Source organism: Streptomyces sp. TAA040 (assembly GCF_000424845.1).
Genome location: NZ_AUKR01000008.1, coordinates 199,599 through 224,285 on the forward strand (window position 1 = coordinate 199,599; position 24,687 = coordinate 224,285).

General features: G+C 73.6%; 21 protein-coding genes. 8 read left to right on the forward strand and 13 right to left on the reverse strand.

Going from position 1 to position 24,687, the window contains the following annotated elements:
• Positions 1 to 30: 30 nt before the first annotated feature.
• From msrB to H300_RS0108995, 4 genes are all read right to left on the reverse strand, one after another.
• Entirely contained in the window at positions 31 to 450 is a 420-nt protein-coding gene (gene msrB, locus H300_RS0108980) for a peptide-methionine (R)-S-oxide reductase MsrB (protein WP_028427167.1), read from the reverse strand.
• The gene (gene murC / locus H300_RS0108985; RefSeq protein WP_028427168.1) at positions 450 to 1,853 is read right to left on the reverse strand and encodes a UDP-N-acetylmuramate--L-alanine ligase; all 1,404 of its coding nucleotides are present in this window, start codon (positions 1,851 to 1,853) and stop codon (positions 450 to 452) included. The genes msrB and murC overlap by 1 nt, the downstream gene beginning before the upstream one ends.
• 177 nt (positions 1,854 to 2,030) lie before the next feature.
• Complete coding sequence (locus tag H300_RS0108990; RefSeq protein ID WP_028427169.1) at positions 2,031 to 2,498, reverse strand: hypothetical protein; 468 nt, start codon at positions 2,496 to 2,498, stop codon at positions 2,031 to 2,033.
• 122 nt (positions 2,499 to 2,620) lie between these two features.
• The gene (locus H300_RS0108995; protein ID WP_028427170.1) at positions 2,621 to 3,391 is read right to left on the reverse strand and encodes a pyrimidine reductase family protein; all 771 of its coding nucleotides are present in this window, start codon (positions 3,389 to 3,391) and stop codon (positions 2,621 to 2,623) included.
• Between the two features lie 67 nt (positions 3,392 to 3,458).
• Here H300_RS0108995 and zapE point away from each other — a divergent pair, with 67 nt between their 5' ends.
• Positions 3,459 to 4,568 carry a cell division protein ZapE gene (gene zapE, locus H300_RS0109000; protein ID WP_028427171.1) on the forward strand — a complete coding sequence of 370 codons (1,110 nt, stop codon included), beginning with the start codon at positions 3,459 to 3,461 and terminating at the stop codon, positions 4,566 to 4,568.
• A gap of 192 nt (positions 4,569 to 4,760) precedes the next feature.
• Here the strand turns inward: zapE and H300_RS31435 are convergent, their stop codons facing one another.
• Positions 4,761 to 4,934 carry a peptidoglycan-binding protein gene (locus H300_RS31435; protein WP_158678339.1) on the reverse strand — a complete coding sequence of 58 codons (174 nt, stop codon included), beginning with the start codon at positions 4,932 to 4,934 and terminating at the stop codon, positions 4,761 to 4,763.
• A gap of 190 nt (positions 4,935 to 5,124) precedes the next feature.
• Between H300_RS31435 and H300_RS0109010 the strand changes: the two genes are divergently transcribed.
• The gene (locus H300_RS0109010) at positions 5,125 to 6,024 is read left to right on the forward strand and encodes a polysaccharide deacetylase family protein (protein ID WP_028427172.1); all 900 of its coding nucleotides are present in this window, start codon (positions 5,125 to 5,127) and stop codon (positions 6,022 to 6,024) included.
• Positions 6,025 to 6,121: 97 nt separating this feature from the next.
• Here H300_RS0109010 and H300_RS25870 read toward each other — a convergent pair whose 3' ends face one another.
• From H300_RS25870 to hemE, 4 genes are all read right to left on the reverse strand, one after another.
• Positions 6,122 to 7,879: a BCCT family transporter gene (locus H300_RS25870; RefSeq protein ID WP_051269806.1), complete on the reverse strand. Its 1,758-nt coding sequence runs from the start codon at positions 7,877 to 7,879 to the stop codon at positions 6,122 to 6,124.
• 860 nt (positions 7,880 to 8,739) lie between these two features.
• The gene (gene hemQ, locus H300_RS0109020; RefSeq protein ID WP_028427173.1) at positions 8,740 to 9,456 is read right to left on the reverse strand and encodes a hydrogen peroxide-dependent heme synthase; all 717 of its coding nucleotides are present in this window, start codon (positions 9,454 to 9,456) and stop codon (positions 8,740 to 8,742) included.
• The gene (gene hemG, locus H300_RS25875) at positions 9,453 to 10,871 is read right to left on the reverse strand and encodes a protoporphyrinogen oxidase (RefSeq protein ID WP_051269808.1); all 1,419 of its coding nucleotides are present in this window, start codon (positions 10,869 to 10,871) and stop codon (positions 9,453 to 9,455) included. The genes hemQ and hemG overlap by 4 nt, the downstream gene beginning before the upstream one ends.
• Before the next feature lie 8 nt (positions 10,872 to 10,879).
• Positions 10,880 to 11,944 carry a uroporphyrinogen decarboxylase gene (hemE, locus tag H300_RS0109030; protein WP_028427174.1) on the reverse strand — a complete coding sequence of 355 codons (1,065 nt, stop codon included), beginning with the start codon at positions 11,942 to 11,944 and terminating at the stop codon, positions 10,880 to 10,882.
• A 163-nt stretch (positions 11,945 to 12,107) separates the two neighbouring features.
• Between hemE and H300_RS0109035 the strand changes: the two genes are divergently transcribed.
• The gene (locus tag H300_RS0109035) at positions 12,108 to 12,737 is read left to right on the forward strand and encodes a DUF3000 domain-containing protein (RefSeq protein ID WP_028427175.1); all 630 of its coding nucleotides are present in this window, start codon (positions 12,108 to 12,110) and stop codon (positions 12,735 to 12,737) included.
• Between the two features lie 133 nt (positions 12,738 to 12,870).
• Here the strand turns inward: H300_RS0109035 and H300_RS0109040 are convergent, their stop codons facing one another.
• The 4 genes from H300_RS0109040 to H300_RS0109055 are packed head-to-tail and all read right to left on the reverse strand — an operon-like array spanning position 12,871 to position 17,801.
• Positions 12,871 to 14,016, reverse strand: coding sequence for an XdhC/CoxI family protein (locus H300_RS0109040; RefSeq protein ID WP_028427176.1), 1,146 nt, complete (start codon positions 14,014 to 14,016; stop codon positions 12,871 to 12,873).
• Positions 14,009 to 16,219 (reverse strand): xanthine dehydrogenase family protein molybdopterin-binding subunit, encoded by a 2,211-nt coding sequence (locus tag H300_RS0109045; protein ID WP_028427177.1) that lies wholly within the window; start codon positions 16,217 to 16,219, stop codon positions 14,009 to 14,011. The genes H300_RS0109040 and H300_RS0109045 overlap by 8 nt, the downstream gene beginning before the upstream one ends.
• Positions 16,216 to 17,205: an FAD binding domain-containing protein gene (locus tag H300_RS0109050; protein ID WP_028427178.1), complete on the reverse strand. Its 990-nt coding sequence runs from the start codon at positions 17,203 to 17,205 to the stop codon at positions 16,216 to 16,218. Before H300_RS0109050 ends, H300_RS0109045 begins: the two co-directional genes overlap by 4 nt.
• Entirely contained in the window at positions 17,202 to 17,801 is a 600-nt protein-coding gene (locus H300_RS0109055; protein ID WP_028427179.1) for a 2Fe-2S iron-sulfur cluster-binding protein, read from the reverse strand. Before H300_RS0109055 ends, H300_RS0109050 begins: the two co-directional genes overlap by 4 nt.
• Before the next feature lie 277 nt (positions 17,802 to 18,078).
• On the opposite strand from H300_RS0109055, the gene H300_RS25880 reads away from it, so the two are divergent.
• The 5 genes from H300_RS25880 to H300_RS0109080 all read left to right on the forward strand — a co-directional run bounded on the left by H300_RS25880 (position 18,079) and on the right by H300_RS0109080 (position 24,678).
• Entirely contained in the window at positions 18,079 to 18,753 is a 675-nt protein-coding gene (locus H300_RS25880; RefSeq protein ID WP_078515827.1) for a TetR/AcrR family transcriptional regulator, read from the forward strand.
• Positions 18,754 to 18,943: 190 nt separating this feature from the next.
• Positions 18,944 to 19,615, forward strand: a complete 672-nt coding sequence (locus tag H300_RS0109065) for a response regulator transcription factor (protein WP_028427180.1) — start codon at positions 18,944 to 18,946, stop codon at positions 19,613 to 19,615.
• A 130-nt stretch (positions 19,616 to 19,745) separates the two neighbouring features.
• Positions 19,746 to 21,029, forward strand: coding sequence for a ribonuclease D (locus tag H300_RS0109070; protein WP_078515828.1), 1,284 nt, complete (start codon positions 19,746 to 19,748; stop codon positions 21,027 to 21,029).
• Positions 21,030 to 21,331: 302 nt separating this feature from the next.
• Positions 21,332 to 22,552 carry an acetyl-CoA C-acyltransferase gene (locus tag H300_RS0109075; protein ID WP_028427182.1) on the forward strand — a complete coding sequence of 407 codons (1,221 nt, stop codon included), beginning with the start codon at positions 21,332 to 21,334 and terminating at the stop codon, positions 22,550 to 22,552.
• Positions 22,549 to 24,678 carry a 3-hydroxyacyl-CoA dehydrogenase NAD-binding domain-containing protein gene (locus H300_RS0109080; protein ID WP_028427183.1) on the forward strand — a complete coding sequence of 710 codons (2,130 nt, stop codon included), beginning with the start codon at positions 22,549 to 22,551 and terminating at the stop codon, positions 24,676 to 24,678. Before H300_RS0109075 ends, H300_RS0109080 begins: the two co-directional genes overlap by 4 nt.
• The last annotated feature ends 9 nt before the right edge of the window (positions 24,679 to 24,687 follow it).

Below are 24,687 nucleotides of genomic sequence, written 5' to 3' on the forward strand. Positions count from 1 at the left end.
CCCGCGCCCACCGGGTGCCGTCCGGCGGCGTCAGGTGCTGCTCGGCCCGCTGGTGGGCTCCAGTCGCAGCGAGAGCGAGTTGATGCAGTACCGCTGGTCCGTCGGGGTGGAGTAGCCCTCCCCCTCGAAGACGTGGCCGAGGTGGGAGCCGCAGCGCGCGCACCGGACCTCGACGCGGACCATGCCGTGCGAGCGGTCCTCGATCAGCTCGACGGCCGCGCTGTCGGACGGGTCGTAGAACGAGGGCCAGCCGCAGTGCGAGGCGAACTTGGTGTTCGAGCGGAAGAGCTCCGTTCCGCAGGCGCGGCAACTGTAGACGCCCTCGGTGCTGGTGTCGGTGTACTCACCGGTGAACGCCGGCTCGGTGCCCGCACGGCGCAGCACCCGGTACTCCTCCTCGCTGAGCTGGGCGCGCCACTCCTCGTCGGGCTTGTCGATCTCGTAGGCCATCAGTGTGCTCCGTTCTCCAGGTGGGAGAGGATCTGCGGACCGAGTTCGGTCACGTCCCCGGCTCCCATGGTGACAACGAGATCGCCTGGCTCGGCGATTCCGGCGAGTGCCTTCACCGCCTCCGAGCGGCCCGGCGCCGTACCGACGTCCGCGCCGAGGGCCGCCGCCGCGTCCACGATCAGCGCGCTGGACACGCCCGGGATCGGGTCCTCCCTGGCCGGGTAGATGTCCAGCACCACGGACTCGTCGGCCCCGCTCAGCGCCCGCGCCATCTCCGCGCCGAGTTCCTGGGTGCGGCTGAACAGGTGCGGCTGGAAGAGCACCAGCAGCCGGTGCCCCTCCGCAGCGGGGCGGAGGGCGGCCAGGTCGGCGGTCATCTCGGTGGGGTGGTGCGCGTACGAGTCGATCACCCGTACGCCGGCCGCCTCACCGAGTACCTGGAGCCGCCTCTTCACGCCGGTGTACGAGGCCAGCGCGGGGGCCAGGCGGTCCACCGGAACCCCTGCCGCCGCCCCCGCCGCCAGCGCCGCAGCGGCGTTGTGGGCGTAGTGCCGGCCGGGCACCGAGACGGTGAACGCGACGGTCCGGCCCTCCTGCTCCACCGTGACCTCACTGGTGAGCCCACACGGGGTGACGGACCGCACCCGTACGTCCGCCTCCGGGGACTCGCCGTAGCTCACCACGCTCAGACCGTCCCGGCCCCGGACCCGGCCGGCCAGCTCCCGGGCGCCGGCCTGGTCCGCGTTGACCACCAGGGTGCCGCCCGGGCGGATCCGGCCGACGAAGGTCTCGAAGGAGGTGTAGATCTCCTCGACGGACTCGTAGTTTGCGTGGTGGTCCAGCTCGGCGTTGAGGATGACGGCGACCTCGGGCCGGTACTTGTGGAAGCTGCGGTCGCTCTCGTCCGCCTCCGCCACGAACAGCTCACCGGCGCCCTGGTGGGCGTTGGAGCAGGGGCCGTCCAGGTCGCCGCCGATCGCGTAGGTCGGGTCGAGCCCCAGGCTGCGCAGGGCAACCGCCAGCATCGACGTGGTGGTGGTCTTGCCGTGGGTGCCGGCGACGGCGATCGTCCGCAGTCCGTCCATCAGCGCGGCCAGGGCGTCCGCCCGGTGCAGCACCGGGACGCCCCGCTCGGTGGCGGCCAGCACCTCCGGGTTGTCCGGCCGGATCGCCGAGGAGACCACGACCGCCGTGGGGTCCGCGGCCAGGTGGGCGGCGTCGTGCCCGAGATGGACCTCCGCGCCCAGCTCGCGCAGCGCCTGCACGGTGGCCGAGTCCCGGCCGTCGCTGCCGGTCACCCGCGCGCCCCGCTGCACGAGAATCTTCGCGATGCCGGACATCCCGGCGCCGCCGATGCCGATGAAGTGCGGTCGGTCCATGCCGGGCGGGGAAGCCGAAACCATCTGCGGTGCTCCTCGTTTCGCTGCGTGCGCGGCCGGTACGCACCGGCCGGTCCGTGCACGATTCTCGCACCCCGGACGGGCCGCCCGGCTCCGTCCTCCCGCGCCGCGCCCGGCGCCTCCCGCCCCCGCACGACGGTCGGGGCGGGGGTCGGGGCCGAGCAGGCCCGCGGGACGGGCTCAGTCCGAGTGGGCGAACAGCTTGAGCACGGGGACGCCCACCTTGTGGCGTGCCCGGGAGGCCCAGTCCCGGTGGAAGAACTCCTCGACCAGGTGCGGAGCCGTCAGCACGATCACCTCGTCCGCCGCGGTCCCCTCCACCACCGAGGTGAGGAGTTGCAGCGGGTGGCGCTCGATGAGCCGGCCCACGGCCTCGGCTCCGGCGTCGCGCAGCGCCTTCAGCGAGTGGTCCAGCGCCAGGCGGGCGGGGGCGCGGGCCTCGTCGCCCTCCGGCTCCTCCCCCTCCTGGACGGCCTCGCCCAGCTCGCCGAGCGCGACGTCGTCCAGGGAGCGCAGCAACCGGTCCTGGTCGCCGCGCGGCTGCATCAGGACGACGAAGGAGACCGGCTCGTCGCCGTGCAGCGTGGTCACGAGTTCCACGTCCGTGGCCACCAGCGGCTTCTCGATCATCAGTACCGTCGTGAACACAGCGGGTGCCCTTCTTCCGCGGTTCGGGAGTCCCCGAACAGAAACCATTTTGCCCCGTGCTCCCACGGGGCGTGCCTCCCTCAGTCTGCCCGAGTGAAGGAAAGCGGAACTTACCATTCCGCTCAGTTCACGGCCTTTCGGTAGCGGGTGAACAGAAATCCGGACTCCTCCAGCAGCGACTCCAGCGCGAAGTCCTCGGGCACCGGCAGCGCCGGGCCGTTCACGACCCGCGGCGCACCGCCACCGGCGATCCGCGGAGCCACCGTCAGACACAGCTCGTCGAGCACGCCCGCCGCGGCGAACTCGCCCAGCAGCCGAGGCCCGCCCTCGGTCAGCAGCCGCCGGAAACCGTGCGCGGCCAGCACCGAGGGGACGCGGCCCGGCGCCACCACCGCGCCGTCCCCGGCGACGAGCACCGCGGCCCCGGCCCGTACGGCTGCCTCGACCCGGCCCCGAGGGGCGTCGGCGCCCGTGACGACGAGGGTCGGCGTGACCGGTTCGGTGAACAGCGGAGCCGTGAAATCCAGCTCCAGACTCGCGCTGACGACCGCGACGGCCGGGGCCGGCGACTGCCCGGCCGCCTCGCGGCGCCCGGCGAAGGCGGCCCTGGCCTTCGCCGGGCCGTAGCCCTCGCGGCGCACCGTCTCCGCCCCGACCACCACGGCGTCCGCGAGCCCCCGCAGCACGCCGAAGATCCGCATGTCGGCGGGGGCGGAGAGCGGCTGCGAGCGGCCCTCGTGGTGGGCCGCTCCGTCCAGCGAGGAGACCATGTTGCCCCGCAGCCAGGCACCCTCGGACGGCGCCGGGTGGGCGTACGCCTCGGCGAGCTCGTCGAGGCTCCACTCGCGGGAGGGGCCGGTCGGTCCGTCGGTGCAGGGGAACAGGCGTCGCATATTCGGCAGTGTGGCACGGACCACCGACCGCCGTCCCCGACCACCCCGGCGCCGTAGAGTGAAGGGCGTGCCGACCTCCGCTGACTCCTCCGACCCCACCGCCCAGGCCGCCGACCGGGCTCCCGTCTCACTGTCCGAACGCGAGCCGCACGTACCCGCCGAGCGGCTCGTCGCCGAGCTGGTGCCGCCGCCCCGCTTCGGCTCGGTCCGTTTCGACACGTACATACCCGACCCCGGGCAGCCCAGCCAGGCCGAGGCGGTGAGCGTGCTCCGCGGCTTCGCCGCCGGTCTCGGCGACGCCGCGCCGGCGCCGGGCGGACTGCGCCGGTGGTTCCGGCGCCCGGCCGCCCCCGCGCGACCCGAGGGGCCGCGCGGCATCTACCTCGACGGCGGGTACGGCGTCGGCAAGACGCACCTGCTGGCCTCGCTGTGGCACACCGCGCCCGCGCCCGCGGAGCGGAAGGCGTTCTGCACCTTCGTGGAACTGACCCATCTGGTGGGCGCCCTCGGCTTCCAGCAGACCGTACGCACCCTGAGCGACCACCAGTTGCTGTGCATCGACGAGTTCGAACTCGACGACCCCGGGGACACCGTGCTCGTCTCCAGCCTGCTGGGCCGGCTGGTGGACTCCGGTGTGGCGCTGGCCGCCACCTCCAACACCCTGCCCGGGAAACTGGGCGAGGGACGCTTCGCCGCGGCGGACTTCCTCCGCGAGATCCAGGGCCTCTCCGCCCGGTTCCGCCCGGTGCGGATCGACGGCGAGGACTACCGGCACCGCGGGCTCCCGGCCGCGCCGGCGCCGTGCACCGACGAGGAGGTGGTCAGGGCGGCACACCGGACGACCGGCGCCGCACTCGACGACTTCCCCGCCCTCCTGGAGCACCTGTCGCGGGTGCATCCCAGCCGGTACGGTGCCCTGTGCGACGGCCTGAGCACGGTCTGCCTGACCGGGGTGACCGCGGTGCCGGACCAGTCCACCGCCCTGCGGCTGGTCGTACTCGCAGACCGGCTGTACGACCGGGAGGTCCCGGTGATCGCCTCCGGCCGCCCGTTCGACGCGCTGTTCAACGAGGAGATGCTGCGCGGCGGCTACCGCAAGAAGTACTTCCGGGCCATCTCCCGGCTGACCGCCCTGGCGCGCGACGCCGGCCGGCCGGTCGGATCCGCCGGCCACTGAGCCCGCAGGCGTCGCGCCGCGCGCCGAGAGGGCCCTGCCGCGCCCTGCGGCGCGAGGAGGCCGCTGACGCGCGCCTGCGGACTGCGGGCGGAACGGCGGAAGCCGGTCGCCCCCGTCCGCCGGCTGCCTCGCCGGGCCCCTCCCGCACCGGCAAGGCAGCCGACGGGACGGTTCACCGCCCCGTCGACCGGCTCACCGGCGCAGCGCCCGCCGGGTGGTGACGCCGACGAGGCCGTCCGAGGTGGGACCACGGTAGTACTGGTAGCTGCACACCCAGTCCTCGGTGTTCGGGCCGGAGATGCCGTCGCCGATCACCACGTCGCCGCCGCCGGACTGCTTGACGGGCAGGCGCTGGATCTCCCGCACCCGGTTACCCGTGTGCCCCGCTGCGTGAGAGCGGTCCCGCTGGGGAAAGCGCACGACGTGGCAGCGGCGACGGCCCGGGGTTCCGCGGCCGGGACCGCGGCGGACGCGGCGCCGGAGCGGGCCGGCGGCCGTCCCCGCGGGGAGGGGTGGCCACGATGCGCGGAGCGATCATCCGACTTATATTCACGGAGTGACCACACCAGTACGCAGCGTCGCCACGGCGCTCCTCGTCCTCGCCCTCTCCGCCACCGCAGCCTGCGCCGGTGGCACCGCCACCACCGCAGGTGACGGCGACGATCGAACCGCGGAGGACCGCGCGGTCGCCGCCGGGCAGTCGTACGCCTCGACGGCCCCGGAGCCCGCCGCGGCCCCGAACGATCCGGTGACGCTCCCGATGTCCGCCAGTGGGCGCACCGCCGTCTTCTCGCACGGTCCGCGCTCCCGTGAGGACCGCACCGTCGCACTGAGCTTCGACGCGGACATGACCGCGGATCAGGCCGACCGGGCTGCGGACGGCGAGCGCTTCGACAACCCGGAGCTGGTGGAGGCCCTGCGCAAGGCGAGGGTGCCCGCCACCTTCTTCATGACCGGCATGTGGGCCCGCACCTACCCGGACCAGGCTCGCTCGATCGACGCGGACGAGCTGTTCGAGGTCGCCAACCACTCCTACGCCCACTACGCCTTCACCGGGCCCTGCTACGGACTGCCGGAGCTGGCCCCTGAGGAGCAGCGGGCCGACGTGGAGAAGGGGTTCGCCGCACTGCGCGCGGCCGGGGTGCGCGACCCGCTCCCCTACTTCCGCTTCCCCGGTGGCTGCTACGACGACCGGGCGCTGCGCGCGGTCGCTCCCACCGGTGTGACGGCGGTGCAGTGGGACGTGATGAGCGGCGATCCCTTCAACGAGGACGCGGACGACGTGGCGCAGGAGGTGCTCTCCGGCGTGCAGCCCGGCTCGGTGGTGGTGATGCACTGCACCCGCAGCGCCGCACCCGCCACCGTGGAGGCGCTGCGCACGGTCGTTCCGGAGCTGCGCGAACGCGGCTACCGCTTCGTCAGGGTCTCCGAGATGATCGCCGACGCGGCCACCTGACGCACCGCGGCAGGTGGCGGACCGCGGCAGGTGGCGGACCGCTCCGTCGGGGGCGTAGCCGGGCTCCCCGCGGGGAGCCCGGCTACGCCCCCGACCGTCAGGAGTCGTCCTGACGCTCCGCGGGGCCCTGCCCGGTGCCCCCGGCTCCGCCGCCGATCCCGTCGGCGCCGTTCTCCCTGCCGCCGTTGCCGCCGCCGGATGCGCGCCGCCTGAGCTGGGCGGCCTTCTGCCGGGTCTGCCCGGCCTTGCGGGTGACGGCCCGGCGCTTGACCTGCACCGACTCGCGCCGCAGCAGCGACTCCGGCGGCCCACCCAGTTCGGGGAAGTCCTCCTGGAGCCCTCTGCGGATCGCGTACATCATCATGAACGCCAGCACGAAGAAGGGCAGGCCGACCACGATGATCACCTGTTCCAGTGCGGTGAGTCCGCCGGTTCCGGTCGCCGCGATCAGCGTTCCGGCCACCACCCCCTCGGTGACCGCCCAGAAGATCCGCTGGCGGGTGGGGCTCTCCTGCTCCTCGCTGCCCACGCAGAGCATGTCCACCACCAACGAGGCGGAGTCGGAGGAGGTGGTGAAGAAGATGACCACGATCAGGACCGAGACCGCCGACACGAAGGTGGCCAGCGGGAAGGCTTCCAGGAAGGCGAACAACGCCCCGGGGATGTCGTTCTGCTCGACCACTTCGCCGACGAGGTCCGCGTCCCCGTTCATCTGGAGGTCGATGGCGGAGAGGCCGAAGATGCTGAACCAGACGATGGTGAAGGCGGTCGGCAGCGCCAGCACGCCGAAGACGAAGTCGCGGATGGTGCGGCCCTTGGAGATGCGGGCGATGAAGATGCCCACGAACGGGGACCAGCTGATGGTCCACGCCCAGTAGAAGACCGTCCAGTTGCCCTGCCAGCCGGTGTTCCCGAAGGTGTCGTTCCAGAACGACAGCGGCACCAGCCAGCTCAGATAGGTTCCGGTGGTCTCGATGATCCCGCGGGCGAGGAAGAGCGTCGACCCGGTGACGAACACGAAGAGCATCAGGGCGATGGCCATGCCGATGTTGAGGTTGGACAGCCGCTTGATGCCCTTGTCCAGCCCGGAGGCCACCGAGACGGTGGCGATCGCGGTGACCACCGTGATGATGCCGATCTGCACCAGGCGGTTCTCCGGCAGACCGAAGAGTTCGGCCAGGCCGCTGTTGATCTGCATGGTGCCCAGACCGATGGAGACGGCGACGCCGAACAGCGTGCCGAGGACCGCCGTGGTGTCGACGATCTTGCCCATCGGTCCGTGGATGCGGTCGCCGAGGATCGGTTGGAGGATCGAGCTGACCCGGAACGGCAGACCGCGGCGGTGCACGAAGTAGGCGAAGGCGAGCGCCGGCAGGCAGAAGATGGTCCAGGTGTGCAGTCCGAAGTGGTAGAGCGAGTACCCCATCGCCATCTCGGCCGCTTCCACCGACTCGGGTTCCACCCCGGACCGCGGCGGCTCCGCGAAGTGGCTGATCGGCTCGGCGACGCCCCAGAACATCAGGATGGTGCCGATGCCGGCCGCGAACAGCATCCCGAACCACGCCCGGTTGCTGTACTCGGGTTCGCTGTCCTGGTCGCCGAGCCGGACGTGGCCGTAACGGCTCAGCGCGATCCAGATCAGGAAGACCAGGAAGACCGTGACGCCCAGGATGTAGAACCAGCCGAGGTTGCGTTTCAGCCACTCCGACGCGGTGCCGAACACGCTGTCGACGGTGTCGGTGAACGCGATGGTCGTCGCCACGAAGACGAACGTGAGTGCGGCTGCCGTGAAGAAGATGACCGGGTCGGTCCTGAGCCCGAGCCTGCGTTGCAACCGGTTCAGAAAGTCGAGCATCGGCACGTCCCTGAGTGGGGTGGTTCAGTGGGTTTCTGCCCTGTATGCGGCGTCGGCCGCACCGGCGCACGCTACCGCACCGGAGTGACGCCGCCGAGGAGGGACGGGTGGCCCGCGACACGCGGTGTCACCTGCCGCCTTCGACCTCCGCGACCGGTCCGGGACAGGGGCGAGGAGAGGGAGTCGGCGCAACCCGGTCGCTCTCCCGGGGGATGTCGGCGACATCCCCCGTGGCCTCCGGTACCCGGAAATCGGTTCGTCAGATCACCTTCCCTCGGAGACACCGGCAGGCACGGTGCTCGTGCCGCGGCACACCGGTGACCGCAGACACGGCACGACGGCCCGACCGCAGCAGCCGAGCTGTCTGCGAGGCCCCTGCACGCAGGGTGACGTACCCTCAGTTCGCGCGGGTCAGCAGCACTCACCCGCCGTCCGGTCGAGGAGGCACAGCCGCCCGCACCTACCGGGCCTCCGCTCGGACACGCAACCGTTCGACCGGGCGCTCGAGTTCCGCCGCCGCGGAGGAAGCATCGCTGAGACCGCCGTGCACGGCTGACGGGCTCCGCAGCGAGCGCCGGAGCAGGACCACGAGTGGCCCTGCCGACAGAGTCCGCAACGCGGCGGACCCACGGACGACGGGAGGGCCGGCCAGGGCGGTGCCGGTGGCCGGCCGGGACGGCCGCACCGACGGTGCTGCGGGCGGCCCGGACGCCAGGCCCGACCTGGCATCCGGCAGCCACTTCCCGGGGGGCCGGGCGCCCGGCGCGGGGACGGCCTGCCCGGGGAGGTACTGAGCACCGCGCCCCCGTCCGGTCCTTCCAGTGGCGGGGCCGGACGGGGGCGTACAGGACGGGCAGGGCTCAGGCGAGGCCGGCGATCAGGTCGGCGGGTGCCCGGCGGCGGCCGGTGTAGAACGGCACCTCTTCCCGTACGTGCCTGCGCGCCTCGGAGGCGCGCAGGTGGCGCATCAGGTCCACGATGCGGTGCAGCTCGTCCGCTTCGAAGGCGAGCATCCACTCGTAGTCGCCGAGCGAGAAGGAGGCCACGGTGTTGGCGCGGACGTCGGGGAAGCCGCGGGCCATCTTGCCGTGGTCGGCCAGCATCCGGCGGCGGTCCTCGTCGGGCAGCAGGTACCACTCGTAGCTGCGGACGAACGGGTACACGCTCACGTACTCGCGCGGGTGCTCGTCGACCAGGAAGGCCGGGACGTGCGACTTGTTGAACTCGGCCGGGCGGTGCAGCGCCATGTTCGACCACACCGGCTCCAGCGACCGGCCCAGCCGGGTGCGGCGGAAGAGGTTGTAGGCGTCCTGGAGGACGTCCGGGGTCTCGGCGTGCCACCAGACCAGCACGTCCGCGTCGGCCCGCAGGCCGGAGACATCGTAGGTGCCGCGGACGACGACGTCCCCGGCGGCGAGCTTCGCGAACAGCTCCTCCACCTCGTCCGCCCAGCCGGTGCGGTCCTCCGGCAGCGGTTCCCGCAGCCGGAAGACGGACCACATGGTGTAGCGGATGACCTCGTTCAGGTCCTTGGCCTTCTTGCCCGCGTTCGGGGCCTTCTCCGGTGCAGCAGTCATGCGCCCATTCTCGCTCCTGCCCCGGCGCCGTCCCCGCCAGGGTCCGCCTCGGCGAGAATCCGCTCCGCGGCCCGGCGCGCGTCCCCGACGCAGGCCGGCACACCGACCCCGTCGAAGGCCGCGCCGCACACGGCGAGCCCGGGGACCTCGTGCACCACGGACCTGATCCGGGCCACCCGGTCCAGGTGCCCGACCGGGTACTGCGGCAGGCCCGCGTCCCAGCGGGTCACCGCCGTGCCGACGGGCACCGCGTCGAGTCCGACCGCGGCGGCCAAGTCGCGTCGGGAGGCGTCGAGCAGTTCCGCGTCGGTGCGCTCCAGGACCGCCTCCTCGCCGATGCGGCCCACGGAGGTGCGCACGGTGAAGAGTTCCGGGTCCTGCTCGGCGACCCAGCGCCACTTGTTGCCGGCGAAGGTGGCCGCCTTGATCGTGCGGCCCTCCACCGGCGGGACGAGGAAACCGCTGCCGCCGGGCAGCCGGTCGAGGTCGGCGCGGCGGAAGACGAGGGTGCACAGCGCCATCGACGCGTACGCGACGGTGCGCAGTTCGGCGGCTGCCGACGGCGCGACCGCGTCGAGCAGCCCGGCCGCGGCCGGGGCGGGCGCGCTCACCAGCACGGCGTCCGCGTCCAGCACCCGCTCCCGGGTGGTGACCTGCCAGCCGTGCGCGGTCCGCCGCAGTCCGGTCGCGGCGGCGCCCAGGACGATCTCGCCGCCGCCCGCGCGGACGGCGTCGGCCACCGCGCCGGGCAGCCGGCCCACGCCGCCCTCGATACCGAGGAAGACCGGCGCGCCGGGCACCCGCGCGGCGGCGGCGCGCTGCTGGACGGCGCGCACCGCGGCGAGCAGAGACGGCTCGGACCTGGCCGCCTCGTAGAGCTGCGGCACCGCGGCCCGCAGCGAGATGCGGTAGGCGTCACCCGCGTAGACGCCGCCGAGCAGCGGTTCGACGAGCCGGTCGACGACCTCGCGGCCGAGCCGCTCGGCGACCAGGGCGCCGACGGCGACGTCCTCGCCGAGGGCGGTGGGCGGCAGTTCGGGCTCCCGGGCGAGGCGGGCCCGCCCCTCGGCGGAGAGCACCTCGCCGAGGGCGTCCGGGTCGCCGGGCACACCCATCAGGTGGCCGGTGGGCATGGGCCGGACGGCGCCGCCCGTCCAGAGCGCCCCGCCGGCCACCGCGGGCGCCACCAGCGAGGGGCCGAGTCCGACCGCCTCGGCCAGTTCGACCGCCTCCGGACGCCGGGCGAGCAGCGACTCGGCGCCCTGGTCCACCGCGGTACCCGCGACGCTGCCGACCCGCAGCTTGCCGCCGAGCCGCTGCGAGGCCTCCAGCAGGGTGACGCGGGTCCCCGCGCCGACCAGCCGGTGAGCAGCGGCCAGTCCGCTGATGCCGCCGCCGATGACGATCACGTGCATGCCGGGCCTCAGCGCGCCGAGTGCTCGTGGACGGCGGCGACGAGCCGGGTGAGCGCGTCCGGGTCGGTCTCGGGGAGCACCCCGTGGCCGAGGTTGAAGATGTGACCCGGGAGGTCGCGCGCAGCGTCCAGCACCTTGCGCGCCTCGGTCCCGACGACCTCGGCGGGGGCGAAGAGCACCGCCGGGTCGAGGTTGCCCTGCACCGCACGGCCCGGCCCGATGCGCCGTGCGGCCTCGTCGAGCGGCACCCGCCAGTCGGCGCCGACGACGTCCGCGCCCGCCTCGCCCATCAGCCGCAGCAGTTCGCCGGTGCCGACTCCGAAGTGGATGCGCGGCACTCCGTAGCCGGCGACGGCGTCGAAGACCTTGGTGGACGCGGGCAGCACCCGGGCCCGGTAGTCGGCGGGCGAGAGCGCGCCCACCCAGGAGTCGAAGAGCTGCACCGCACTGGCCCCGGCCTCGATCTGGGCCCGCAGGAAGGCGGCCGTGATGTCGGCGAGCCGGTCCAGCAGCTCCGCCCAGAGCTCGGGCTCGCCGTACATCATCGCCTTGGTGTGCTCGTGGTTGCGGGAGGGGCCGCCCTCAACGAGGTAGCTCGCCAGGGTGAACGGCGCTCCGGCGAAACCGATCAGCGGGGTGGCGCCGAGCTCCGCGGTCAGCATCCCGATCGCCTCGGTGACGTAGTGGACGTCGCCGGGCTCCAGCGGGCGCAGTTGCGCGAGGTCGGCCCGGGTGCGGATCGGGTGGGCGACGACCGGGCCGACACCCGGCTTGATATCGAGGTCGACACCGATCGCCTTGAGGGGCACCACGATGTCGCTGAAGTAGATCGCGGCGTCCACGCCGTGCCGCCGGACCGGCTGCAGGGTGATCTCGGTGACGAGGTCGGGCCGCATGCAGGAGTCGAGCATCGCGATGCCCTGGCGCAGCTCCCGGTACTCGGGCAGCGAGCGTCCCGCCTGGCGCATGAACCACACGGGGGTGTGGGGCACGGGCTCGCGCCGGCAGGCCTTCAGGAAGGCGGAGTCGTACGTCTTGCTCGGCGGGCCCGTGGGGCGGTCATCGGCACTCACGCGGGGAAGTCTCCCACGGGCCGGGGGCCGCTCGGAAACCCGCGCCCGCCGCCGTCGCACGGGTGTTCCGCACGGGGGCGCGTTCCGGCCGTCGTGCACCCGCTCCGCTGATCGGGGGTGTTCCTACCGGGTGCGGCTCCTCCTTCGGCCTACTGTTCCGCCCATGGCAGCGGCGCGAGCACACATGGCGAAAGGTCCCGATGACGGCGATGCGCAGCCTGCGGCGTTCCGGCACGCGGTGGCGGCACTGGACGGCGCGCGGACCCGGCGGGAGGTGCGGATCGAGCCGATGCCGGCCCCCCGGCGGCTCGCCCCGTTCGCGCACGCGGTGGAGGCCGCGATCGAGGTGGACGGCGAGGAGCTGGCCGACGGCCGGTTCGTCCTGCTGCACGACCCGCAGGGGCAGGAGGCGTGGCAGGGCACGTTCCGGGTGGTGACGCTGGCCCGGGCGGAGCTGGAGGCGGAGATGGCCGCCGACCCGCTGCTGCCCGAGGTGACGTGGTCCTGGCTCACCGGCGCGCTCGACGCGCACGGCACGCCGTACGGGGAGGCGGGAGGGACGGTGACCCGGGCGTCCTCGCACTACTTCGGCGAGCTGGCCGAGCGGCCGCCGCAGGCGGAGATCGAGATCCGGGCCTCCTGGACTCCCCCGGCCCTCTCGGGCGGCCCGCCGGACGCGGCCGGGCACCTGGTGTCCTGGTGCGAGCTGCTGTGCCAGTGCGCCGGTCTGCCGCCGGAGTACGGCGACGGGGTCGTCCGGCTGCCGCCTCGCAGGGGCCCGCAGCCGCTCTGAGCAGGACCGGGGCATCGGGGGCCGACAGGGACCGGGGCCCGCGGGCCCGGGTGCGCTCCTCCCGCCGGTCGGGCCGGATCGGGACGGGAGGAGCGGGAGGAGCGGGAGGAGCCGCGGCCGGGCGGGGCCCGGGTCACGTCGCGTGCACGCTCGGTGGCCGGTCCGTCGGTTTGCGGTGGATCGGGGCGGCCGATCCGGTCAGCGGGACGCCGGAGCCGCCGTGCCGCAGGGCGACGATCTCGGCGGCGATGGACAGCGCCGTCTCCTCGGGCGTACGGGCGCCGAGGTCCAGGCCGATCGGCGAGCGCAGCCGGGCCAGTTCCTCCTCGGTGAGCCCGGCCTCCCGCAGCCGCCCGGCGCGGACCTCGTGCGTACGCCGGGAGCCGAGCGCCCCGACGTACGCGACGGGCAGCCGGAGCGCCACTTCCAGCAGCGGTACGTCGAACTTCGCGTCGTGGGTGAGCACGCACAGCACCGTGCGGGCGTCCGTATCGGTGCTCCGCAGGTAGCGGTGCGGCCAGTCCACGACGATCTCGTCCGCCTCGGGGAAGCGGTCGCGGGTGGCGAAGACCGGACGGGCGTCGCAGACGGCGACACGGTAGCCGAGGAACACGCCCGCCCGCACCAGCGCCGCGGCGAAGTCGATCGCCCCGAACACGATCATGCGGGGCGGCGGCAGCCGCGTCTCCACCAGCAGCGTCACGGGCGACTCACCGTGGGCGGCACCGGCCGGGACGGTGACGGCGCCGGTCCGGCCGGCGTCCAGCAGGGCGCGGGCGCCGGCCGCCGCGGCCTCGTCCAGCTCCGTCGTGCGGCCGAGAGTGCCCCCGACTGTGCCGTCGGGCCGTACGAGCACTGCCCTGCCCAGCAGTTCGTCCGGTCCGGCGGTGACCCGGGCGAGGGCGGCGGCCTCGCCGCGCGCGGCGGCGGACAGCGCCGCCTCGATCACCGTCCGGTCCGGTGCGCCGGACGTGACCGGGGTGACCAGGACGTCGAGGGCACCGCCGCAGGTCAGTCCGACCGCGAAGGCGTCCTCGTCGCTGTAGCCGAAGCGTTCGCGTACCGGGGTGCCACCGCGGAGTACCCGCTCGCACAGCTCGTAGACGGCGCCCTCGACACAGCCGCCGGAGACCGAGCCGAGGGCCGTGCCCCCGCTGTCGACGGCGAGCGCCGCGCCGGGACCGCGCGGCGCGCTGCCCTCGACGGCGACGACGGTGGCGACCGCGAAGTCCCGGCCCTCGCGGGCCCACCGGTCCAGTTCACCGGCGATGTCAAGCATCGGCGGTCCCGGCCCGCTCGGTGCCCGTGCCCGCGAGAAGGACGCGGTCGGGCCGGATCGGCAGCTGGCGGTGGCGTACGCCGGTGGCGTGCCGGACGGCGTTGGCGATCGCCGCCGCCGCGCCCACGATCCCGATCTCACCGACACCCTTGATCCCGATCGGGTCGTCCGGGTCCGTGTCCTCGACCCAGTGGGCCTCGACCGCCGGCACGTCCGCGTGGGCGCTGACGTGGTATCCGGCGAAGTCGGCGCCGACCTGCGCACCCGAGGCCCTGTCGCGTACGGCTTCCTCGTGCAGCGCCATGGACAGGCCCCAGATCATTCCGCCGACGAGCTGGCTGCGCGCGGTCAGCGGGTTGACGATGCGCCCCGCGGCGAAGACACCGAGCATCCGGCGTACGCGCACCTCGCCGGTGGTCGTGTCGACGGCCACCTCGGCGAACTGGGCGCCGAAGGAGTGCCGTTCCCTTTTCGCCAGCGAGCCGACGGCCTCGGTGGTGTCGGAGCGCGCCGTGACGCCCTCCGGCGGGATCTCCCCGCCCTCGCCCAGGGCGTCCCGCAGGTGGCCCGCCGCCCGGGAGACGGCCCAGGCCCAGGAGCGGGTGCCCATGGAGCCGCCCGCGAACATCGCGGGTCCCAGGTCGCTGTCCGCGATGTGCACGCGGCACAGTCCCGGGTCGACACCGAGCGTCTCGGCGGCGACGAGCACCATGGCCGTACGAGCGCCGGTGCCGATGTCGGTGGCGTTGATGCGGACGGTCCAGGTGCCGTCGGCCTCCGCGGTCACGGAGGCCGTGGACGGGCCGACGCCCGCGTGGAACGTGGCGGCGGCCGTGCCGGTGCCGAGCAGCCACCGGCCCTCGCGGCGCACGCCCGGGCGCGGGTCGCGGTCCGCCCAGCCGAACCTGCGGGCGCCGTCCTCGAAGCAGGCGGTGAGGTTGCGGCCGGCGAACGGCAGCCCCGAGACGGGGCCCGCGTCGGGCTCGTTGCGGGCCCGGAGCGCGATCGGGTCGATGCCACTGCGGTTGGCCAGCTCGTCCATCGCCGACTCCAGGGCGAACGCGCCGGGAGCCTCGCCCGGGGCCCGCATGAAGGTGGGCGTCGGCACGTCCAGGCGCAGCACCCGGTGGGAGGTGTGGTGCGCGGGGGCATCGTACAGCACACGGCTGATCGACGCGCAGGGCTCCAGGAACTCCGCCACCCGCGAGGTCTGCGTCCGCGCCCGGTGGTCGAGCGCGCGCAGCCTGCCGTCGGCGTCGGCGCCGAGCCGTACGCGCTGGGACGTGGGGCTGCGGTAGCCGACCATGGTGAACATCTGGCGCCGCGTCAGCGAGACCCGCACGGGGCGGCCGGTGACGGAGGCGCCCATGACGGCGGCGATCTGGTTGGGCTTGACCATCTTGGAGCCGAAGCCGCCGCCGACGTGCTCGGCGCGGACCCGTACGGACGCGGGCTCGACGGAGAAGAGGTTCGCCAGTTCGCCCGCGACGAACGTCGTGCTCTGGTTGGAGTCGATGACGTCGAGCCGTCCACCGTCCCAGCGCGCCGTCGTGGCGTGCGGCTCCATCGCGCTGTGGTGCTCCTCCGGAGTCGTGTACTCCTCGTCCACCACGACGGCGGACGCGGCGAGTTCGGCGTCCAGGTCGCCCTTGGCGGTGTCGGCGGGGCCGATCATGTTGTCCGCCGGCGTGGAGAAGTCCGGGCTGTCCGCCGTGAAGACGACGTCGTGCGGCTCCTCCTCGTACCGCACGACCAGCGACTCCGCGGCCTCCCTGGCCTGCTCGGAGGTCTCGGCGACGACCAGCGCGACGGGCCAGCCGACATGCGGCACGGTGTCCTGCTGGAAGAGGCCGAGGATCGGGTCCGGCGTACCCAGGAGGTTCTGGTAGTCGGTGTTGACCCGCGGGGCGTTCGCGCGGTGGACGACGGCGACGACACCGGGCATCGCCCGTACGGTGTCCGCCTCGATCGCGGTGACGCGGCCGCGGGCGATGGTGGAGCCCACCAGCCATCCGTGGGCGACGTTGTCGAACGGCACCTCCGCGGCGTAGCGCGCGGACCCGGTGACCTTTTCCGGGCCCTCGATGCGGGCCAGCGGGGGACCGGTGCCGCTCGCCGCGGCGAGCGGGCGGGGCGGCGCGGCGGCGACGGTGTCCGCCGTGGCGGTGGCAGCCGTGGTCGTGGCGGTGGTCGGCGCGGTCATCGGGCGGCCTCCTCGGCGAGTTCGGTGAGCACCGCGACGACCAGGTTGCGCACCAGCGGCAGCTTGTAGGCGTTGTCCGCCAGCGGCGCGGCGGCGGCCAGCTCGGCGTCCGCGGCGGCGGCGAACGCCTCGGCCGTGGCCGGACCGCCGGTCAGCGCCCGCTCGGCCGTGACCGCCCGCCACGGACGGGACGCGACGGCCCCGAAAGCGAGGCGTACCTCGTGCACGGCGCCGTCCCGCACGTCGAGCGCGGCGGCGACCGAGGCGAGGGCGAACGCGAAGGACGCGCGCTCGCGCACCTTGCGGTAGCGGGAGAGGGCGGCCACCGGGGAAGCCGGCAGCCGTACGCCGGTGATCAGCGCGCCGCGGGGCAGCGCGGTCTCGCGGTGCGGGGTGTCGCCCACCGGCAGGTGGAAGTCCTCCAGTGGCAGTTCGCCGGGCCCTTCGGCCGACTCGTACGTGACGACGGCGTCGAACGCGGCGAGCGCCACGGCCATGTCGGACGGGCTGGTGGCCACGCAGTGCTCGGAGGCGCCGAGCACGGCGTGGTTGTGGTGCTCCCCCTTCACTGCGGGGCAGCCGGAGCCGGGCACCCGCTTGTTGCACGGCTGTGCGACGTCGTTGAAGTAGCCGCAGCGGGTGCGCTGGAGCAGGTTCCCGCCGACGGTGGCCATGTTGCGCAACTGGCCGGACGCGCCTGCCAGTACGGCCTGGGCGAGCGCCGGGTAGTTCCGCCGCACGTCGGGGTGCGCGGCCAGGTCGCTGTTGGTGACGGTCGCACCGAGACGCAGCCCGCCGTCAGTCGGCTCGACGGTGTCGAGGGGGAGGTCCCGCAGGTCGACGAGGTGCGCGGGGCGTTCGACGCCGCTCTTCATCAGGTCGACAAGGTTGGTGCCCCCGCCGAGGAAGCATGCCTCCGGATCGGCGCTCAGCAGCGCGACCGCGCCGGATACGTCGGAGGCGCGTTCGTAGCCGAACTCCCTCATGCCGCCTCCTCCGTGCTGTCGTCCTCACGGGACTGCCGCTCGGCGTCGCCGAGGGGCTGCCCCTCGGCGTCCACGCCCGCGGCCCGGGCGACCGCCTCGACGATGGTCACGTAGGCCGCGCAGCGGCACAGGTTGCCGCTCATCCGTTCCCGGATCTCGTCCGGTGTGAGCGGTGGTGGCCCGGCCTCGGGACACACGTCGGCGGTGACGGCGCTCGGCCAGCCCGCCGCGTGCTCCTCGATCACGCCGAGCGCGGAGCAGATCTGGCCCGGGGTGCAGTAGCCGCACTGGAAGCCGTCGAGGTCGACGAAAGCCTGCTGCACGGCATGGAGCGCGTCCTCCTCGGCCACGCCCTCGATCGTCGTGACCGAGCGCCCCTCGGAGGCGACGGCGAGCTGGAGGCAGGACACCGTGCGCCGGCCGTCGACCAGCACCGTGCAGGCGCCGCACTGACCCTGGTCGCAGCCCTTCTTGGAGCCGGTGAGGTCGACGCGCTCCCGCAGGGCGTCGAGCAGTGTGGTGCGGTGGTCCACGGACACCGCGTGGTCGCGGCCGTTGATGTGCAGTGTGATGGCGCTGGATGTCGTTCGGGCCATGTGCAGCCTTCCTTCACCAAGAATGGCGGGCGCTGCGGTCGGAGGGTCAGGTCCGACCGGAGCTGCCCGGGTGCCTGCTCGACGGCGGCACACGGACGGCGCGGAGGGCGCATCCACTAGGATGGGCCTCAACTGGACAGTTGTCCGGTCCCCACCGAATCTAACGGACAGCTGTCCGTTTAACAAGGAAGCCCGTCCGCGCACGGGCGGTTGGCGACGGATGCACTGGCCTCCGCCCACCGCACCGGGACCGAGCCGAGACCGAAGGGGAGGCCGTATGACGAACGGGCATGACGCGCCGGTGCGCCGCTCGGACGCCCGGCGCAACCGCGAGCGCATCCTGGAAGTGGCCCTGGGCGAGCTGACTCGCGACGCCGAGGTCCCGCTCAGCGCCATCGCACGGAAGGCCGGCGTCGGGCAGGCCACGTTCTACCGGAACTTCCCCGACCGCGACGCCCTGGTCCTGGAGATCTACCGCAACGGCATCGAGCAGCTCACCGAGTCCGCGCCGGAGCTGCTCGCGACCCGGCCGCCGCACCGGGCACTCCGGGAGTGGATGGACCAGCTCGCCCGTTTCGCCATGGCCAAGGCGGGCCTCGGCGATGCCCTGCACAGAGCCGCCTACCGCCCGGGCGGACCGGCGAAACCGACGCACGAGCCGGTGGTCGAGGCGCTCGAACGGCTACTCCGCGCCAACCAGGAGGCGGGCACCATCCGTCCCGACGTGACCTCCGACGACCTCATGCTGGCCATCGCCGGGCTCTGGCAGATCGACCCGACCGGCGACTGGCAGCCGCGCACCGCGCGCCTCCTCGATCTGGCCCTGGACGGCCTCCGCACCCGCGGCACGCACGAAAACCGAAGCCCTCCCGGGTGGCCGGGCGGCCACGGCAGGGCCCGGAGGGGAGACCGGACGGAAGACCGGACGGGAAAGCCGCCGACAGTCCCCTGAACAGCCCAGTCGCACGTCACGACTCGACATCCTGTCCGAATTGCGAAACTTATCCTCACTCGTTCGTGATCTTCCTCTAAAGCGGGGCCGGAGAGCTGCCGAAGCAGGCAAAGACTCTTCCCCAGAGGGCGCTTCCGGCTCTTTCCCGAGGTCCGGGCGTCGCCCTCGCACTCCACTCCCTGGAGGCCCGGTGTCAGTTCTCCTCGAGCACCCCACAAGCCCGGTCGCCTATCGCCCGAACAAGCCGACGGCCATGGTCGTCGTGGCCGACCCCCGCGTCCGCTCCACCGTGACCCGCCACCTGTGGGCCCTCGGCGTGCGCGACGTGATCGAGGCCTCGTCGATCGCGGAGGCACGACCCCGCGTGGGCAACCCGCGCGACATCTGCGTCGCCGACGTCCATCTCCCCGACGGCTCCGGCCTGACCCTGCTGTCCGAGACCCGGGCGGCGGGCTGGCCGAACGGGCTGGCCCTGTCCGCGGCCGACGACATCGGCGCCGTACGGCACGCCCTGGCCGGCGGCGTCAGGGGCTACGTCGTGACCGGAACCCGCAACAACCTGGGGCTCCCACCGCGCCCCGGCGCGGCGCCGATCGGCTCCGCCGCCGCCCGTATGCACCGCCGCCCACCGGGCGCCCCCGGTGCCCCGGGCCACCCCGGCGGGCACCGCGAGCTCTCCGGCCGCGAGGTCGAGGTGCTCAGGCTGGTGGCGGAGGGGCAGTCGAACAAGGCCATCGGCGTCTCGATGGGGCTGTCCGCACTGACGGTCAAGAGCCACCTGGCGCGCATCGCCCGCAAGCTGGGCACCGGCGACCGGGCGGGCATGGTCGCCATGGCCCTGCGCACCGGCATCATCCACTGACGATCGCCCCCGGCGGTCCCCGCACCGGGTCCGGCCATCGGTTCCGGCCCCGACACACCCGCAGCGCCTGCCGAGGTAACGTTCCGTCGGTAGGCGCTGCGCATTGCGTGCACACAGATACCCTTGACCGGTGACCGACGCCCAGAAAACCGCAGCAGACAGCACCCCTCAGGCCCCCACCGAGGACTCCGGTCCGGCGCCGGTCCCGTTGCTGGAACCCTGCGAGGGTGTTCCTCCGGTGACGGTCTCCGCCGCCGGACTGGACGAGGTGGTGGCCGCGTTCGCCGCCGGAAGCGGTCCGGTCGCGATCGACGCCGAGCGGGCCTCCGGCTACCGCTACGGGCAGCGCGCCTACCTGGTGCAACTGCGCCGGGCCGGGGCCGGCACCGCCCTCGTCGACCCGGTGCCCTGCCCCGACCTCGCGGCCCTCGACGCGGCGCTGGCGGACACCGAGTGGGTCCTGCACGCGGCAACCCAGGACCTGCCGTGCCTGCGCGAGATAGGCATGCATCCGCGCCGCCTCTTCGACACCGAGCTGGCCGGCCGGCTCGCCGGCTACCCACGGGTCGGACTGGGCGCCATGGTGGAAGGGATGCTCGGGTACGCCCTGGAGAAGGGCCACTCCGCAGTGGACTGGTCCACCAGGCCGCTGCCGGACCCCTGGCTGCGCTACGCCGCGCTCGACGTCGAGCTGCTGGTCGACCTCCGCGACGCGCTGGAGGAGGAGCTGGACCGGCAGGGCAAGCTCGACTGGGCCCGGCAGGAGTTCCGGGCCATCGTGGACGCTCCGCCCCCTCCGCCGCGGAAGGACCCGTGGCGGCGCACCTCCGGCATGCACAAGGTCCGCCGGCGGAGGCAGCTGGCAGCGGTGCGGGAGCTGTGGAACACCCGCGACCAGGTCGCCCGGCGCCGGGACGTGTCCCCCGGCAAGGTGCTGACCGACGCCGCGATCGTCGAGGCCGCCCTGGCGATGCCGCGCGATCTGGCCTCCCTGACCGCGCTCAGCGGCTACGGCTCCCGGATGGGCCGGCGTCAGCTGGAGCAGTGGCAGGAGGCGCTCGACCGGGCGCGGGTCCTGCCGGAGGGCGACCTCCCCGCCCCCGGCCAGGCCCCGAACGGTCCGCCGCCGCCCCGCTCCTGGGCGGAGAAGGACCCGGCGGCGGCCACCCGGCTGGCCGCCGCACGCGCCGCGGTGACCGGTCACGCCGAGCGGCTGCACCTGCCGCAGGAGAACCTGATCACCCCGGACACCGTCCGCCGGGTCTGCTGGGAGCCGCCGGTCGAGCTGACCGAGAGCGCGGTGGGCGAGGCGCTGCGCGGGCACGGCGCCCGCCCGTGGCAGATCGAGCAGACCCTGCCCCTGCTGCTCCCGGCGCTCGCCGCGGCACCGGCGGAGGACCCGCCGCAGGACTGACGCGCCCCGGCCGGCCGAGGAACAGTGAATCCGGGCGGGCCCGTGCGCAGGGCCCGCCCGGCGGGCATGCCGGGCCTCCCCGGGGGAACGCGTCCGACCCGGCGGACGTCCGGGCCGCGCGGGAGTGCCGGTCCGGTGCCGCGGGATGTGACACGGACCGCACCAGCCGCGGCGGGTGGGCACTTGTCACCCGGTTACCGACAAGTAGCATGGAGGCCGGGAAGCGCGCCGCACACCGGCGGCATTCTCCCGGGGGGACACTCCCGGAAACTCCCGGCCGCACCTGCAGGAGGAGAGCCAACGTGCCTCGTACCGCAAGGGACGTCGTCTTCGTCGACGGCGTCCGCACCCCGTTCGGCAAGGCGGGCCCGAAGGGCATCTACCACGAGACCCGCGCCGACGATCTGGTCGTCAAGTGCATCCGCGAGCTGCTGCGCCGCAACCCCGGCCTGCCGCCCGAGCGCATCGACGAGGTCGCCCTCGCCGCGACCACCCAGATCGGCGACCAGGGTCTGACCCTCGGACGCACCGCGGGGATCCTCGCGGGCCTGCCGCAGTCCGTCCCCGGGTTCTCCGTCGACCGAATGTGCGCGGGCGCGATGACCGCGGTGACCAGCACGGCCGGCTCGGTGGCGTTCGGCGCCTACGACCTCGTCGTCGCCGGCGGTGTCGAGCACATGGGGCGGCACCCGATGGGCGAGGGCGTGGACCCCAACCCGCGCTTCGTCTCGGAAAAGCTCGTCGACGAGTCCGCGATGTTCATGGGCATGACCGCGGAGAACCTGCACGACCGCTTCCCGCACCTGACCAAGGAGCGCGCCGACGCCTTCGCGGTGCGCAGCCAGGAGAAGGCCGCCAAGGCCTACGCCAACGCCGACATCCAGCCCGACCTGGTGCCCGTCTCGGTTCGCCGCACCCACGCGGAGGCCGGTGAGACCGGCTGGGGCCTGGCCACCGCCGACGAGCCGATGCGCCCCGGCACCACACTGGAGAACCTCGCCGCGCTGAAGACCCCGTTCCGGGCGCACGGCCGGGTCACCCCGGGCAACGCCGCGGGCCTGAACGACGGCGCGACCGCCTCGCTGATCGCCGCCGAGGACGTGGCCCGCGAGCTGGAGCTGCCGGTCAAGATGCGGCTGGTCTCCTACGCCTTCGCCGGCGTGGAGCCCGAGGTGATGGGCGTCGGCCCGGTGCCCGCGACCGAGAAGGCGCTGGCCAAGGCCGGGCTCTCGATCGACGACATCGGCCTGTTCGAGGTCAACGAGGCCTTCGCGGTCCAGGTGCTGGCCCTGCTCGACCACTACGGCATCGCCGACGACGACCCCCGCGTCAACCAGTACGGCGGCGCCATCGCCTTCGGCCACCCGCTGGCCTCCTCCGGCGTGCGCCTCATGACGCAGTTGGCCCGCCAGTTCGAGCAGCAGCCGCACGTCCGCTACGGCGTCACCACCATGTGCGTCGGCTTCGGCATGGGCGGCACCGTGATCTGGGAGAACCCGCACTTCGACGGAGGAAGCAAGTGAGCAGCACCGCAGAACTGCTGAAGGGCGCGGCCGAACTCTTCCCCGACGAGGTCGTGACCCAGGCGCACGTGCGCCACCTCGACCTGCCGGCAGACACCGGCCGTTTCGCGCTGATCACCCTGGACAACGGCCACGACCACACCAAGCCGACCACCTTCGGCCCCCAGTCGCTGGCGAACCTGGACGCGGCGCTGGACCAGGTCGAGGCCGAGGCCGAGGCCGGCGACATCGTCGGTGTCGGCGTCACCGGCAAGCCCTTCGTCTTCGCCGTCGGCGCCGACCTCAAGGGCGTCGAGCTGCTGAACCGGCACGAGGACGCCCTGGCGATCGGCAAGGGCGGCCACGAGGTCTTCAGACGGCTGGCCACCCTGGCGGTCCCGACCTTCGCCTACTACAACGGCGCGGCGATGGGCGGCGGGGTCGAGGTGGGCCTGCACTGCAACCACCGGACGGTCTCGACCTCCGTCCCGGCGTTCTCGCTGCCCGAGGTCTTCCTCGGTCTGGTGCCCGGCTGGGGCGGTTGCGTCCTGCTGCCGAACCTGATCGGCCCCGAGCGCGCGGTGCAGGTCGTCGTGGAGAACTCGCTCAACCAGAACAGGCAGCTGAAGGGCGCGCAGGTCCACGAACTCGGCATCGCGGACGCCCTCTTCGAGGGCGCCGACTTCCTGGAGCAGTCCCTGCACTGGACGGCGGCCGTCCTCTCCGGCGAACTCCAGGTGGAGCGCCCGGAGATCGACCGCGGCGAGGCCTGGGACCAGGCCGTCGACCGCGGCCGGGCGGTCGCCGACGGCAAGGTGCACGGTGCCGCTCCGGCGGCCTACCGGGCCCTGGACATCATCGCCGCGGCGAAGAACGGCGACCTGCACGCCGGCTTCGACGCCGAGGACCGCGCGCTCGCCGACCTGATCATGGGCGGTGAGCTCCGCAGCGGCCTCTACGCCTTCGACCTGGTGCAGAAGCGCGCCAAGCGCCCGGCAGGCGCCCCCGACAAGAGCCTGGCCCGCCCGGTGACCAAGGTCGGAGTGGTGGGCGCCGGCCTGATGGCCTCGCAGCTGGCGCTGCTCTTCACCCGGCGCCTGGAGGTGCCGGTCGTCCTGACCGACATCGACCAGGAGCGGGTGGACAAGGGCGTCGGCTGGGTCCACGAGGAGATCGACACGCTGCTCCTCAAGGGCCGGGTGAACCAGGACAAGGCCAACCGGCTCAAGGCACTGGTCACCGGTTCGCTGGACAAGGCCTCCGTCTTCGCCGACGCGGACTTCGTGATCGAGGCCGTCTTCGAGGAGATGGGCCTCAAGCAGAAGGTGTTCGCCGAACTGGAGTCGGTGGTGCCGGAGCACGCGATCCTGGCCACCAACACTTCCTCGCTGTCGGTCACCGAGATGGCCTCGCAGCTCAGGCACCCGGAGCGGGTCGTCGGGTTCCACTTCTTCAACCCGGTGGCGGTCCTGCCCCTGCTGGAGATCGTCCGCGCCGAGCGGACCGACGACGCCTCGCTGGCCACCGCCTTCGGTGTGGCCAGGAAGCTGAAGAAGACGGCCGTCCTCGTCAAGGACGCCCCCGCGTTCGTCGTCAACCGGGTGCTCACCCGCTTCATGGGCGAGGTGCTCGGCGCGATCGACGAGGGCACGCCGGTGGAGAAGGCCGACCGCGCGCTGGCGCCGCTGGGCCTGCCGATGTCGCCCATCATGCTGCTGGACCTGGTCGGCCCCGCGGTGGCCCACCACGTGGCCGGCACCCTGCACGGCGCGTTCCCGGAGCGCTTCGGCGTCTCGGAGAACCTGGGCCGGGTCGTGGAGGCGGGCAAGCGCAGCCTCTACCGGCACGACACGGGGAAGCCGGAGATCGACCCGGAGGTCGCCGGGCTGTTCCGGGTCGGCGACACCGAACTGACGGAGGAGCAGGTCCGCGACCGCGCGCTGGACGCGATCGCCCGGGAGATCCGGCTGATGCTGGACGAGGGCGTGGTGGCGGAGGCCCAGGACATCGACCTGTGCCTGATCACCGGCGCCGGCTGGCCGTTCCACCTGGGCGGGATCACCCCGTACCTGGACCGCGCCGGCGTCAGCGAGCGCGTGACCGGGCGCCGTTTCCTGGCCCCGGGCGTCGCCTCCGTCCCGGAGTAGCCCGACGGG